Raw genomic sequence first — 14,034 nt, 5'->3', positions numbered from 1 at the left:
CCTTCTCCGCGCAGTTTAGCGACCCGCCGGTGCGCCCGCCGCGCGCGCGGCGCTCAGCGGTGCAGGTGGCCGGCGGCCTCGGGCTGGTAGGTGATCTCCAGCACTTTCAGGCGGCGCTTGCGCCCGTCGGGCATCGGCCAGTCGATCTGCTGGCCGCGCGCCAGGCCCAGCAGCGCACTGCCCACGGGGGCGAGGATCGAGACCGTACCGGGCGCACCGGCGCCGGCCGGGTAGACCAGGGTGAGGGTCAGCTTTTCGCCGTCGGACTCATCTTCGAAGACCACGGTGGAGTTCATCGTCACGATGTGCGGCGGCATGTCCGCCGGCTCGACCACGTCGGCGCGATCCAGCTCGGCGCGCAGCGCCTGCAGCTTGTCGGCCTCGGCTGCCGGCAGCCGCTCCAGCAGGGCTTCGATGCGATCCAGGTCGATGCGCGACACGGTGATTGCTGAATGACTCATGGTGATTCCTGGTTCCCGCGGCTCCAGCCGCACAAAAACACGCGCCAGAACATGGTGTCCCGGCGCGTGAGGTCGGTTATCCGCTGCCGCGCCTGGCACATCACCGGCGGCAGGTGCATCAGACGTGACTGTGCAAAATCCCGGCGCCAAATGCAAGCTGTCACAACAGTTATCATGCCCGACATGGCCAGCCCAGCCGCCGCGGACGCCCCTTCAGCAACGGTTTCGGCCGCCTTGCCCGAGCCGTCCACGCGCGAGCGCTTCCGCGGCCTGCTGTGGCTGGTCGCGGCGGCCTTCTTCATGCAGGCGCTGGATTCCACCGTGGTCAACACCGCGGTGCCGATGATGGCCGTGGCGCTGGAGGTGACCCCGCTGGGCATGCGCACGGCGCTGACCAGCTACGTCCTGACCCTGGCGATCCTGATCCCGGCCAGTCCGTGGCTGTGCGACCGGCTGGGCACGCGGCGGGTGTTCGGCGCCGCGATCGTGGTGTTCGGGCTGGGTTCGCTGCTGTGCGGGCTGGCGCAGACGCTGCCGCAACTGGTCGCCGCGCGCGTGCTGCAGGGCATCGGTGGCGCCTCGCTGATGCCGGTCGGGCGCTACGTGCTGGTGCGCAGCATCGACAGGCGCGAGTTCGTGCGCGCGATGAGCACGGTGGCCACCTTCGGCCTGCTGGGTTCAGTACTCGGCCCCCTGCTCGGCGGCGCGCTGGTGGAGTTCACCTCGTGGCGGCTGATCTTCCTGATCAACGTGCCGGTGGCGATCGCCGGGGTGTGGATGAACCGGCGCGACATGCCGGACTACCGGCTGGAGCGCGCACACCGTTTCGACCTGTTCGGCTTCGGGCTTTTCGCCGCCGCCTCGGCCCTGCTGCTGATCGCCTCGGAGCTGGCCGGCGCCACGCCCGTGCCGTGGATGCGCATCGGCCAATGCAGTCTGGCGGCGGTGCTGCTGGGCCTGGCCTATGTGTGGCACAGCCGACGCACCGCCTTTCCGGTCGCCGACCTGACCCTGCTCAAGGTGCGCAGCGTGTGGGTGGCGCTGGCCGGCGGCCTGTTCACCCGGCTCGGCATCTCCGGCATGTTCCTGTTGCTGGTGCTGTTCCTGCAGGTCGGTTGCGGCTGGTCGCCGCTGATGGCCGGCCTGATGATGGTGCCGCAGGCATTGGGTTCGATCTGCGCCAAATGGGCGATCAATCGCGTGCTGGTGCACCTGGGTTACCGCCGCCTGCTGCTGGGCAACACCTTGATCGTGGCCGTGCTGCTGGCGGCGTTTGCCCTGCTCGGACCGGCCACGCCGGTGTGGGCCATCGCGACGTTGACGTTCTGCTACGGCGGCTTCGCCGGGCTGCAGTACACCGCGATGAACACGCTGATCTATCACGACCTGGACATCGCGCACGCCTCGATGGCTTCGTCGATGGCCTCGACCGTGCAATACCTCGCGATGAGCTTCGGCATCGCGCTGTCTACGCTGCTGATGCAGGCGCTGCTGCAGGGGCATGAGCGCGCGGATTACGTCGAGGCGTTCCGCTGGACGGTGCTGCTGCTGGCGCTGGTCACGGCGGCGGCCAGCCGCGTGTTCGGCCGGCTGCGGCACGATCGCCCGCTGTCGCGAGCCGGCGCAGCGGCAGGTTGAACCGCGGCAAGGCGCCGCCCGGCGAGAGGCTGCGTGTAGCATGCAGTCTTTGCCGCAAGCTCGGGCACGTATTGCATGCACCACGCCAGCGAAATCCTGTTCACCCTGTTTGTCGTGTTCGTCGCCGCCCAGATCGGCAGCGAGATCGCGCAACGACTGAAGCTGCCCGGCGTGGTCGGCGAGATCGCCGCCGGTTGCGCGATCGGCCCTTCCCTGCTCGGCTGGATCAGCCCGGGGCAGATCGCCACCGGCACCCCGCTCGACGTGCTGGCGGAGATCGGCGTGATCCTGCTGCTGTTCGCGGTGGGCCTGGAAACCCGGCTGGAAGACATGAAGAAGGTCGGTGCGGTGGCGTTCGCGGTCGGCGTGGTCGGCGTGCTGGTGCCGTTCGGCATGGGCAGCGTGTGGGCCCACGGCAACGGCTTCGACTGGGACCGTTCACTGTTCGTCGCGGCGGCCTTCGTGGCCACCTCGGCCGGCATCACCGCGCGCGTGCTGCAGGAGCTGGGCGTACTGCAGCGGATCGAGAGCAAGGTGATCCTGGGTGCGGCGGTGATCGATGACATCCTGGCCATGCTGCTGCTCGGCGTCGTGATTTCACTGCAGGGTGGCGGCAGCGTCGATGCCTCGCACCTGCTGGTGGTACTCGCCGGTGCGGCGGGCTTCATCGCGGTGATTGGCTGGGGCGGCGCGCGGGTGATGCGCTGGAACTCCGCCTGGCTGGACAAGCCGCTGGGCCCGCATTCGCCGCTGATGATCGTGCTGGCGCTGTGCCTGGGGCTGGCCTGGCTGTCCACCCGCTTCGGCCTGGCCGCGATCATCGGCGCGTTCTTGGCCGGCATGATCGCCTCGGAAACGCGCCAGCAGCACACCCTGGAAAAGCAGACGGCCCCGCTGCTCGCCCTGCTTACCCCGTTCTTCTTCGTGGTCACCGGCAGCAAGGTCGACCTGCACGAACTGGCCAGCGCCGAGGCGCTGTGGATGCTGGCGGTGGTCACCGCGATCGCGGTGGTATCCAAGCTGGCCGGCGGCTGGCTCGGTTCGCTCACGCTGGGCACGCGCAGCGCCACCATCATCGGCTTCGGCATGGTGCCGCGCGGCGAGGTGGGCATCGTGGTCGCCACCCTGGGGCTGGCCGCCGGCGTGTTCGACAACCGCATCTACGCGATCATCGTGGCGATGTCGCTGCTCACCGCCATGGTCACGCCGCCGATCCTGGCCTGGCTGCTCAAGCGCGGCGATCAGGCCGCCGGCACCACGGAGTTGCCCGAAGCACCGAACTGACCGCTGCCGCTTGCGGCAGCGACGAAACGACAACGGGCCGACGCAAGCCGGCCCGTTGGAGTGCCGCCGTGGCCCGCTGCCCCTGCGCAGAGGGCGGGCCGGGCATCGCGGCGGGATCACTTGGCGAACAGGTGCTCCACGCCGGCGCGCTCCTCGCGCAGTTCCTTGTCGGTGGCGTCCATGCGTGAACGCGAGAAGGCGCCGATCTCCAGGCCCTGCACGATCTCGTACTTGCCGTTCTTCACGGTCACCGGGTAGCCGTAGATCACGCCCGGCGCGATGCCGTAGGAGCCATCGGCAGGAATGCCCATCGAGGCCCAGTCGCCCTCGGCCGTGCCCTGCGCCCAGGTGCGCATGTGGTCGATCGCCGCCGAGGCAGCCGAGGCGGCCGACGAGGCGCCGCGTGCCTTGATGATGGCCGCGCCGCGCTGCTGCACGGTGGGAATGAACTCGTTCTCGTACCAGGCCCGGTCGACCAGGCTCAGCGCCGGCTTGCCGTCGACGGTGGCGTGGTGCAGGTCGGGATACTGGGTGGAGCTGTGGTTGCCCCAGATCGTCATCTTCTTCACGTCGGTGTTGTGCTTGCCGGTCTTCTCGGCCAGCTGGCTCTTGGCGCGGTTGTGGTCGAGGCGAACCATCGCGGTGAAGCACTTCGGATCCAGGTCCGGCGCGTTCTGCTGGGCGATCAGGGCATTGGTGTTGGCCGGGTTGCCGACCACCAGCACCCTCACGTCACGCCTGGCATGCGCGTTCAGGGCCTTGCCCTGCGGTGCGAAGATCGCGCCGTTGGCTTCCAGCAGATCCTTGCGCTCCATGCCCGGGCCGCGCGGGCGCGCGCCGACCAGCAAGGCGTAATCCACATCCTTGAACGCGACATTGGCGTCATCGGTGGCGACCACGCCGGCCAGCGTCGGGAACGCGCAATCGTTGAGTTCCATCACCACGCCCTGCAGCGCCGGCAGGGCCGGGGTGATCTCCAGCAGATGCAGGATCACCGGCTGGTCGGGGCCGAGCATGTCGCCGGCGGCGATGCGGAACAGCAAGGCATAGCCGATCTGGCCGGCAGCACCGGTAACGGCAACTCGAACGGGGGCTTTCATGGACGATGACTCCTTCTGGGGGTGTTCATTCTCGTGCAGGAGCGCACCCTGCGCGCGATGTTCCTGTCGCGAAAGGCATCGCGCACAGGCTGCGCTCCTGCAGGCACTGATTCACGTCAGTTCGGCGAAAAATTCGGCGATACGGTCCAGGCCGGGTTGCAACTGGGCCTGCGGGCAGGTGTAGGAAATGCGCATCGCACGCGGCTCGCCGAAGGCCGAGCCGGGCACGCAGGCCACGCCCTTGGCTTCCAGCAGCGCGGCGCAGAACTCCACGTCATTGTCGATCTTCATGCTGCCGTGGCGCTTGCCGAATGCCGCCGAGATGTCCGGGAACGCGTAGAACGCGCCCTGCGGCCGCGGGCAGGCCACGCCGGGAATCGCCGTGAGCGCGGCAAACACCGTGTCGCGCCGGCCGGCGAACTCCCTGCACTTGGCCTGCGGCACGTCCTGCGGGCCGGACAAGGCTGCGACGGCCGCGGCGGTGATCACTTCCGGCAGGCTGGTGATGTGGTTGGAATTGAGCGTGGTGACCGCCTTGGCCACCACTTCGGGGCCAGCCAGCAGGCCCACGCGCCAGCCCGGCATGCCGTAGGTCTTGGAGACCGAATCGACGAAGATCACCCGCTCGCGCAGCTCCGGCCTGGCGAACACGAAGTTGTGGTATCCCAGCCCGTCGAACACCATCGCGTTGTAGATGTCGTCGGTGATGACCCAGGTATCCGGGTGCCGGGCGATCACCTCGGCCAGTGCGGCGATTTCCGCGCCGGTGTAGACCATGCCGGTGGGGTTGGACGGGTTGTTGAACAGAAACACCTTCGGCTTGCGCGCCAGCGCGGCGTCGAGCTGGGCCGGGGTGAGCTTGTAGTTCTGCTCCGCCCCGCACGGCATCACGTGGATCTTCGCGCCCACGATGTCGGCGATGTCGCGGTAGGTGGTCCAGTACGGCGCGGCGAAGCAGATCTCCTCGCCTTCGTCCAGCAACGCCTCGGCCAGGTTGTACAGCACCTGCTTGGCGCCGATGCCGATCGACAGGTTCGTGCGCGTGTAGCCGCTGAAGCCGAGCGCCTCGATGTGCCTGAGGAATGCGTCCAGCAGCGCGTCGGCGCCCCGGTTGCTGCCGTACTGGCCGGAGTCGTGCGAGAGCGACTCGCGCGCGGCGGCGTAGACATGCTCGCCGGGCAGGAAGTTCGGCACGCCGATGGAGAAGCTGATGATGTCGCGGCCGGCAGCCCTGAGCTGTCTGGCCTTCTCGGCGATGAGCATGATCGCGCTGGGTTTGGCGCGGCCGACACGCTTGGCGAGCTGGGGCATTGCTGTCTCACGCAGTGAGGAAACAAAGGCCGCAATTTTACCACGCCGCCCGCCCCGGGCGCTCGTCTGCCATGCGCTTGCGCCACCGCCGTCCAATCGGGGCATCATGGATGCGCCCGCGCACCGGGCTTCGCAGTCAACCCGCTACAAGGAGAACCGCATGCATTGGCTCTGGGTTTTCGTGATCGGACTGGTCGTGGGCGTGGTGGCCAAGCTGTTGACGCCGGGCAAGGACCCGGGCGGCTTCATCATCACCGCCATCATCGGCATCGTCGGCTCGCTGCTGGCGACCTGGGTCGGCCAGCACTTGTTCGGCTGGTACCAGGAGGGGCAATCGGCCGGCTTCATCGCCTCGGTGGTCGGCGCCATCGTGTTGTTGCTGCTCTACCACCTGCTCAAGCGCAAGTCGACCTGACCGGCCTCCCGGCGGGGCGATCACCCCCGCCGGGACGCTCCGCAGCCTCAGCCCAGCAGCTTGCCCGCCAGCCCTTCAAGCATGCCGAGGTTGAAGCCGCCGCCCTGCCCGTCTGCCGGCACCTGGCCATCCGGTGTGAGGTGGTCGACCGCCTGCGGCAAGACCTGCGAAAGTCCGTTGAGCACCACGGCGGGATCGACGCCGAGCTTGCTGGCCGCCTCCTGCACCAGCGAGCCCATGCCGCCATGCTGCAGCGCCTGGCCGAGTTGATCGCCCGATACCGGCTGGTTCGCCCCGTTGCTCACCCACGACTGCACTGCGCCACCCAGCCCGTGCTGCTGCAGCATGCTGATCAGGCCCTGCACGCCGCCAGCCCGCTGCAACAGGTCGCTGGCCACCGAAATCATCGAGCCGGCACCGCCGGCCTGCTGTCCCTGACCGCCAAGCAAATCATTGAGGAATGACATGGTCGCTCTCCTTGATGAATGAACACGCGTGTAGCCCGCCGATCATAGGCCGGTGAAAGTAGTGGAGCCATGACTCATTCGCCCAAAAAAATCGCCGGCTCCGGCCGGCGATTTCCTGCGTATCCGGCGGCAAGCTCAGCCGCGCTGATCCAGCACCTCGTTCCATTCCTTGACGCGGTCGACCTGCGCCGCCAGCAAGGCGTCGACGTCGCCCTCCACGGTGACCTTCTCGATCGTGTCACCCTGCTGGATCGCGTTGACCACGTCCATGTCGGACGCGTCCAGCACTTCGCCGAACACGCTGTGCTTGCCGTCCAGCCACGGCGTCGGGCCGTGGGTGATGAAGAACTGGCTGCCGTTGGTGCGCGGACCGGCATTGGCCATCGACAGCACACCCGGCTTGTCGTGACGCAGCGACGGATTGAACTCGTCCTCGAACTTGTAGCCCGGACCACCGCGGCCACTGCCCTCGGGGCACCCGCCCTGGATCATGAAATCGGCGATCACGCGATGGAACGACAGGCCGTCGTAGTAGCCGCGGCGCGCCAGGTTGACGAAGCTGGCGACCGTCACCGGTGCCTTGTCCTCGTGCAGGCGCAGGTGGATCGGGCCGCGGTTGGTGGTGAAGGTGACGTTGATGGTCATGGCGATCCTTGAGGCTGGGGCGAAAGACCGAAAGGATAACCCAGCCGCCGGCTGCAGCCGTGAACGGATGATCCTCAGTGCGCCGCCGCCGGCTTTGGCGCCGCCTGCAGCAACTGGTGCAGTTTGAGGTAGACCGCGTTGGTCCAGCCGAAGCCGATCACGTTGGTGGTGTAGCCGGCGGTGATCTTCACCTCCGCGTTGCCCAGCGCCATGTTGTATTTCTCGCGGATGGTGCCGTCGTGGGCGAAGCCGGTATCCACCGTGGCCGTGAACTTGCGCGCCAGGCGGCGGGCGTCGTCATGGAAACCGTAGGCGTCCAGGCCCGAGATCGCCAGCCAGTTGGTGGGCGCCCAGCCGAACGGCTCGTCCCATTGCGCGCCGCTGCCCAGGTCGTCCATCGACAGGCCGCCCTTGCGCTCGAACACGGCCAGGTGCTTCTGCAGCGCGGCCGCCTGCGCCTTGCTGGCCAGCCCGGCCCACAGCGGCCAGTAGGTGGTGACATAGGGCTGCGTCGATGCCTTGCTGGTGGTGAAGTCGTAGTCCATGAACATGCCGCGTTCCGGCTGCCACAGGTACTTGTCCATCGCCACCTTGCGCCTCGCGGCGGCGTCCGCCCATTGCCTGGCCTCGGCCACCTTGCCCAGTTGCAGGGCGAAGTCGTGCAGGTCGCGCTCGTAGCGATACAGCAGGCTGTTGAGGCCCACGCCGGCGTAGTGATGGGTGGTTCCGCCGTACGGACCGAAGTGGAAATTGGTGTCGAAGCCGGACTCGCGCATGGCGCGATCACCCAGGTAGTAGTCGGCGCTCAGGCGATGGCCCTGCGACCAGGCGCCGGCGCAGACATGGGACGCCTCGATGTCGCAACTGGTGGATTTCAGGCGCGCTGTCTCGGCGGCGTCGGGATGCTCGGCGGCCTTGACCAGGTAGCCGGGGTCGTCCTTCGGATGCGCCAGCACCCAGTCGATCACGCCGCGGTAGTAGGCGCTGCCGTGCATCTCCGGCACCGGGCCGGCGCCGAGGTCGAAGTAGCGTGCCAGGCCGGTGTCGCCGGCACGATGCTCGGGTCGGGTCCAGATGCGGTAGTTGGCCACCGCCAGCGGATAGGCGTGGACCAGCCATGCATGCCGCTCGGCCTCGCCCTTGAAGGCGCCGGGCGCGGCCAGCACGTCGCCGATCATTCGCGACAGGAACGGCGGCTGCGAACGAGTCAGGTAATAGGTGCGGTTGGCGTTGAGCACGCCGCCGTAGTGCTCGACCTCGAACAGCATGTTGTCGGTCATGTCGCGAGCCAGCTCGACGCGCCCGTCCGCCAGCAAGCCGAGCTGGATGAAGTAGCTGTCCCAGCCGTACATCTCGTTGAACTGCCCGCCCGGCACCACGTAGGGCCTGGGCAGGTAGAGCAGGCCTTCCGCCGGCAGCGCGGACGGCATCAGGTCGCCGAGCTTTTCGATGCGCCGAGGCAGCGTGTGCACGTCGATCTTGCAACGCTGTCTGATGTCGGCCATCGCTGCGGGCGCAGGGAAGCCGGCCGGCAGGTAGAGCACCGGGCGCGCATCCATTTTCGGATCGTGCAGGGCCGAGCAATCGTCCAGCGAGCGCGTCAGCGTGTCCCAGGCCTTGTGGATGTATGCCTGCGTCTGCGCCGGGTCGGGCGTGGCGGCACCGGCCGCGGTAGCGAAGGCCAGCGCCATGGCGGCGAACAGGGAGACGACTTTCATGGGCGGGCTTCCTCCTGCAATGGATCAGGGTGGCGCATGCCAGCTGCACGCAACGGCTGGCGGCTGAGCACCACCTTGCCGTCGGCGTCGCGACTGACGCGGATGTCGTAGCGGCGCCCGCGGAACTTCACGTCCTTGAGCGTCAAGGCGTTCCAGCCTGGCGGCAACACCGGGGCGTACTTCGCGCTCAGCCCGTCGTCGTCGATGCGCAGTCCGGTGAGACCGTACAGCATGCTTTGCACGAAGCCGGCCGAGGTGGCCAGGATGTAGCCGGCGTTGTTGGCCGCGGTCTCGGTGCGCACGTTGAACGGGGGTTTGAGGAAACCGACCAGGTTGCGATCGATCCATTCGCCGGCCGCCTTGCCGTCGCCCAGCTCTGCGGCACCGACGGCGAGCATCACCATCATCATCTCGTTGGGGTCGTCGCCGTGGCTCTTCAGCGCCTGCAGCTGGAAGTCGAAGTCGTTGCGGCGCACCTGCGGCGACATCGGCAAGTCCAGGTTCGGATACATCAGCCAGGCCAGCGAGGAGCCCATCCAGGTGATCTTGTCGTGCGGCACCGACTTGTCGAAATCCAGATGGCGCTGTTCATCCTCGTCGAACGGGATGTACATCTTCGCGGCGATCTCGCTCCAGCGCGGGTCCGCCTTGGCGCCCACCACGCGCGCTGCCTTCACCGCGATCTCGAGCGCCTTGCGGGCGACGGCATTGGTGAAGGAGTCGTTCGGCACGTCGTTGTAGGCCTCGTCGGGCGACGTGACGTGGTGGATCTCGTAGCGGTCGTGCGACTTGTCGTAGGTGACGCGGCTGGTCCAGAACGTGGCAATGCCCTCCAGCACGGGCCACGCATGCGTTTTCAACCATGCCTTGTCACCCGTCGCCAGGTAGTACTGCCATTGCGCGATGGCGATGTCGGCGTTGACGTGGACCTCGCGGTAGACCTCCCAGGCGAAGTGCGGGGTGACGTCCACGCCGGTCTGCGGATCGGCTTCCCACGGGTACATGGTGCCTTGCACGCCGTACTGGCGGGCACGCGCCCGCGCGGGTCCGGTGGTGCGGTCGCGGAACATCACGATGGGTCTGGCGCGCTCCGGGTGCAACAGCAGCAGCGCCGGGAACACCCACGAGTCGCTGTCCCAGAACGCATGGCCCGCGTAATTGGGCGTCAGCGCGCAGGCACCCATCGGCCAGGCGGTGCCGACGGTGGTGTTGGACAACAGGTAGTAGAGGTCCGAGTGCACCGCCTTCTGCACGGCCGGTTTGCCGTCGATCACGATGTCCGATTGCCACAGCTTGTGCCAGGCCGCCCGGTGATCGGCGAGCAGGCGGTCGAAGCCGGCCTTGCGCGCGGCGCTGGCCAGGGCGAGCACGTCCCCGTCGTCGCCCCAGCCGTCGCGCGAGAGCGCCACGTACTTGGTGAAGACGTAGCGCTGGCCCTTGTGCACGGTGGCCGTGATCTCCAGCGACAACTTCGTTGGCGTCCGTTCGAGCTTCACCGTGTCGGGCGAGAGACCCGCCGGCAGGCCGATCGCCGCCGCCTCGGCCATGCCCGGGCCGTGTTGCGCCATGCCCTTCAGTTGCAGAGTCAACGCCCTGTCGTCGCCGCGCGTGGAAAGCACCCTGGTGTAGCCCGGATACCACACCGGCGCACGGTCGGGCGTGGGTACCGGCTTGTTGTCCAGGCTCTGCCCGCTGGCGATCACCGCGGCGATCATTTCCTCGCCGCCCATGCTGGCGATCGGGAAGCGCGGCTGGTGCTCGGACCACAACCGGATCGGAAAACTCAGCTGCACCTGGCCGTCGAACTGCGGCGTGATCGCCATGCGGATAGCCGCGAGGTGCGGCGAGGCCTGGCTGACGAAGCTGGTGACCTCGATGTCGCTGGCCTTGTTGGCGTAAGCGAAGCGGTAGCGCGTGGTCAGCGTGGCGTCGTGCATGTCCAGCGTCTGTGCGTAGCGCTGGAAGATGCCCGCATCCAGTCGCGTGCGGTTGAGCCAGCCACCGCCGGGGTTGTAGTCGATTTCGCTCCAGCCGGGAATCGCCGCGGGACGCGAGATGTCGCCCGGCTTGTAATCCATGAAGGCGACCATGTACGACGCGTTCGGCTCGGTGCCGCGCGGCGAGGTCATGGTGGAGAAGTAGCCGTTGGCGAGGTAACCAGGGAAGTAGCTGGCGAAATCCTTCGCCGTGGCGGTGAACAGGAAGCTCGGATCGGTGGCGGCCGATGCCGGCGCAGCGAGCAAGGTGATGGCGAGCAGGAACGCCGCGAGTCCGGCGGAAAAACGCTTCATGGGGCATGCCTCTTTGTTGCCCGGCTTCCGGAAGGCTGCGTACCCCCGGGGTCATTCCCGCTTTCGCGGGAATGACCCCGGGAAAATGGGTGGCACTCCCGCACCCGTGGAAGCGCCACCTGCGCAGGTCAGAACATGTACTTGACCTCCATGTTGACTTCACGCCCCTCCAGCGGACGGGCCAGGATCACGCCGGTGGTTCCGGCCGCCGAACCGAAGATGCGCGAGTTGCTCTCGGTCAGCCCCAGCTCGTTGGTCATGTTGGTGCCCTGCACGCGCACCTGCCAGTTCTGCTGCAGGTTGGCGACCACGCCGAAATCCCAGGTGTGGTAGCTGCCCAGCTGCTGCAGGCCGGAAATGTCCTGCGTGTGCGGGCCGACGTGGGTATAGGTGACGAAGGCCAGCACGTCGCCCCAGCCGAACGGGATCTTGTAGCTGGGCGTGAACATGTAGCGCACTTTCGGCTGGCGCTGCAGCTGCACGCCGTTGATCAGCGCGCAGCCGTCGCCGGCTACCGGGTTGGTGTACGGCAGGCATGAGCTGTTGTGCGAGTAGTGGCCATCGAGGTAGTCGCCGATCAGCTGGAACTTGAGGTTCTCGGTCGGGCTCCACGCGGTGTTGACGTTGACGCCCTTGGAATCCGAACCGTAGGTGCTCTGCGGGCCGTTCGGCACGCCGCCGGCGTCGGTGGGCTGGTACAGCAGACCGATGAACTGGCGGTGGTACACGCTGATGTCCGCATAGAACTGCTTGGACTGGAACTTGAAGCCGCCCTCGACGTTCTGGATCTTCTGCACCGGCGCGACGTTGTCCGACGCATTGCCGCGGATGCCGTTGTCGAAATCGGGGAAGTGCGCGCCCTTGTTCGCCCGGAAATACACGCTCATGTTGTCGGCCAGCTCGTAGTTCACGCCGAACGTCCACGAGGGATGCGTCTTGTCGTAGCGCGTATGCGAGAAGCTGCCGTTGCATACCGGCACGGCGTTGTCATACTTGGTGTTGGGGTCGCCGTCCAGGTTGACGTTGGTGAGGTTGCACACGTCGTTGGTGGCGTTCTGGTTCTCCACCCGGCCGGACAGGTCGATCAGCCACTTGCCCAGGCGCCAGATGTCGGACAGGTAGAACGCCTTGTTGTTGGCGTTGCCATGCTCGGTGATGTTGAAGCCGCCGTAGTCGAGGAACCCCTGGTTGTCGGTGAGCTGGTTGACGCCGTTGGCATCGACGTAGCTGACCGTGATCGGGCGTGCGTTGGGCGTGTTGGTCATCAGCATCTGGTTGCCCAGTGCCCACTCGTCATCCATGGTGTAGTGCGCCAGGTACAGGCCGGCGGTGAGCGTGTTGCCGTCGAAGATCTCCTTGCTCAGGCGAAAGTCGTTGTTGATGTTCTTCAGGTGCTTGTGGATGAACCACCAGCCCTGGTGGATCACGCTCTGGTTCGGATCGACCGCGCCGCCACCCACGTAGGTGGCGGTGGCCGAACCAGGCGCCAGGTTGAACGCGCCGATCTGGCTCTGGTCGGTGTACAGCATGTCGTTCATGCTGCCCGGGTTGGTGCCGGAAAACAGCGCATTGGTGTCGACGTCGCCGCCGTCGATGAGGAACTTGTTCGACAGCCGCCAGCCGTTGCCCAGGTCGTAGTCGAAGTTGCCGCCGAAGAAGCCGAACTTGGCGCCGCGGCCATTGGCCAGGTCGGCGTTGCGGCCCCCACCGGGATAGCCGCGCAGGAACACGTGCTGGATGGCCTTGCTGTTGTACGTGTCGGTCAGCGGATCGAAGCCCGGATAGGCATGGAAGTTGTCCGTGCCGGTCTGGATCAGCGGAATCGGCGTGATGAACTGGTTCTTGTCGTCGAGGTAGCGCGCGTACAGCGTCATCGTGCCGTTGTCGCTGTCGTGGGTCAGCGTGCCGGTGAGCTGGCCGCCCTTGTCGGCGGGAAACTGCGGATCGCGCACGCCGTCCGAATCGCGGTAGAAGCCGCCCACGCTGCCATACCAGTCCTGCGCGATCGGAAAGCCGAAGAAGCCATCGACGCGCTTGAGGTTCTCGTTGCCCCAGGTCACCCCGACGCTGCCCGAAGGCACCTCGGTGCCCTGCTTGAGGATGAAGTTCTCGCTGGCGCCGATCTGGCCGTCGGCGAATACTACCGAGGGCCCGCCCTGGATGATCTCGACGCGATCGACGGTGTCGTCGAGGCGGAAGATCGAGGTCTGCTCGAAGAACGACAGCGTCGGCATGCCGTACAGCGGCGAGCCCATCAGTTGCACCGTGTTGAAGGGCGCATCGCCGCCGCCGGGGAAGCCGGCGATCTCGATGTTGGCGCCGGTCTGGCCACCGGTGGACTCCGGCCACAGGCCCGGCGCGATCTTCAGCAGATCGGCCGTGCTCTTGGGGTTGGCCATCTTGATCTGCTCGGCGGTTGCCGTGGTGATCGTGTAGCTGGCGTCGATCTTCTTCAGGCCGCCGGTGGCCGCGTTGCCCGTCACCACCACCTGTTCGAGGTTCTTGGTATTGGCGGTACTGGGCTTGGGCGGCGCCTTGCTGGCAGCAGGCGGTGCCGTGATTTGCGCCGAGTCGTCATCCTGTGCCAGCGCGAGTCCGGGCACGAGGCAGGCGGCAATCGCCGCGGACAAGACCAATCGAATGTGTCTGTTCATCAAGTTCTGCTCCCGACGTAAGGCGGTTCGCCGGTATCGGCCGCATTCGC

Annotated in this window: 11 protein-coding genes; 3 read left to right on the top strand and 8 right to left on the bottom strand. The window is 67.0% G+C overall.

What is annotated here, in order from left to right:
* Positions 1-53 precede the first annotated feature (53 nt).
* Positions 54-461 carry a nucleoside diphosphate kinase regulator gene (rnk, locus tag ACVCMI_RS09485; protein ID WP_395118264.1) on the bottom strand — a complete coding sequence of 136 codons (408 nt, stop codon included), beginning with the start codon at positions 459-461 and terminating at the stop codon, positions 54-56.
* 183 nt (positions 462-644) lie between these two features.
* On the opposite strand from rnk, the gene ACVCMI_RS09480 reads away from it, so the two are divergent.
* Positions 645-2,099 (top strand): MFS transporter, encoded by a 1,455-nt coding sequence (locus ACVCMI_RS09480; protein ID WP_447099016.1) that lies wholly within the window; start codon positions 645-647, stop codon positions 2,097-2,099.
* Positions 2,100-2,174: 75 nt separating this feature from the next.
* Positions 2,175-3,383, top strand: a complete 1,209-nt coding sequence (locus ACVCMI_RS09475; RefSeq protein ID WP_447099017.1) for a cation:proton antiporter — start codon at positions 2,175-2,177, stop codon at positions 3,381-3,383.
* 116 nt (positions 3,384-3,499) lie between these two features.
* Here the strand turns inward: ACVCMI_RS09475 and ACVCMI_RS09470 are convergent, their stop codons facing one another.
* Together ACVCMI_RS09470 and ACVCMI_RS09465 are read right to left on the bottom strand one after the other, a co-directional pair.
* The gene (locus tag ACVCMI_RS09470; protein WP_447099018.1) at positions 3,500-4,483 is read right to left on the bottom strand and encodes a malate dehydrogenase; all 984 of its coding nucleotides are present in this window, start codon (positions 4,481-4,483) and stop codon (positions 3,500-3,502) included.
* A 111-nt stretch (positions 4,484-4,594) separates the two neighbouring features.
* Complete coding sequence (locus ACVCMI_RS09465; protein ID WP_447099019.1) at positions 4,595-5,794, bottom strand: aminotransferase class I/II-fold pyridoxal phosphate-dependent enzyme; 1,200 nt, start codon at positions 5,792-5,794, stop codon at positions 4,595-4,597.
* A 160-nt stretch (positions 5,795-5,954) separates the two neighbouring features.
* Between ACVCMI_RS09465 and ACVCMI_RS09460 the strand changes: the two genes are divergently transcribed.
* On the top strand, positions 5,955-6,209 hold the full coding sequence (locus ACVCMI_RS09460) for a GlsB/YeaQ/YmgE family stress response membrane protein (RefSeq protein ID WP_395118254.1): 255 nt from the start codon (positions 5,955-5,957) through the stop codon (positions 6,207-6,209).
* Between the two features lie 47 nt (positions 6,210-6,256).
* Here ACVCMI_RS09460 and ACVCMI_RS09455 read toward each other — a convergent pair whose 3' ends face one another.
* From ACVCMI_RS09455 to ACVCMI_RS09435, 5 genes are all read right to left on the bottom strand, one after another.
* On the bottom strand, positions 6,257-6,676 hold the full coding sequence (locus ACVCMI_RS09455) for a YidB family protein (protein ID WP_447099020.1): 420 nt from the start codon (positions 6,674-6,676) through the stop codon (positions 6,257-6,259).
* Positions 6,677-6,811: 135 nt separating this feature from the next.
* Positions 6,812-7,321 carry a peptidylprolyl isomerase gene (locus ACVCMI_RS09450; protein WP_395118250.1) on the bottom strand — a complete coding sequence of 170 codons (510 nt, stop codon included), beginning with the start codon at positions 7,319-7,321 and terminating at the stop codon, positions 6,812-6,814.
* Between the two features lie 74 nt (positions 7,322-7,395).
* Positions 7,396-9,039, bottom strand: a complete 1,644-nt coding sequence (locus ACVCMI_RS09445; RefSeq protein WP_447099021.1) for a trehalase family glycosidase — start codon at positions 9,037-9,039, stop codon at positions 7,396-7,398.
* Positions 9,036-11,330 carry a glycosyl hydrolase family 95 catalytic domain-containing protein gene (locus ACVCMI_RS09440; RefSeq protein ID WP_447099022.1) on the bottom strand — a complete coding sequence of 765 codons (2,295 nt, stop codon included), beginning with the start codon at positions 11,328-11,330 and terminating at the stop codon, positions 9,036-9,038. Before ACVCMI_RS09440 ends, ACVCMI_RS09445 begins: the two co-directional genes overlap by 4 nt.
* A 128-nt stretch (positions 11,331-11,458) precedes the next feature.
* Positions 11,459-13,984 (bottom strand): TonB-dependent receptor, encoded by a 2,526-nt coding sequence (locus tag ACVCMI_RS09435; protein WP_447099023.1) that lies wholly within the window; start codon positions 13,982-13,984, stop codon positions 11,459-11,461.
* Between the last annotated feature and the right edge of the window lie 50 nt (positions 13,985-14,034).

The organism is Rhodanobacter sp. UC4448_H15 (assembly GCF_052978265.1).
This window is presented reverse-complemented; position numbering and strand designations above follow the sequence as displayed.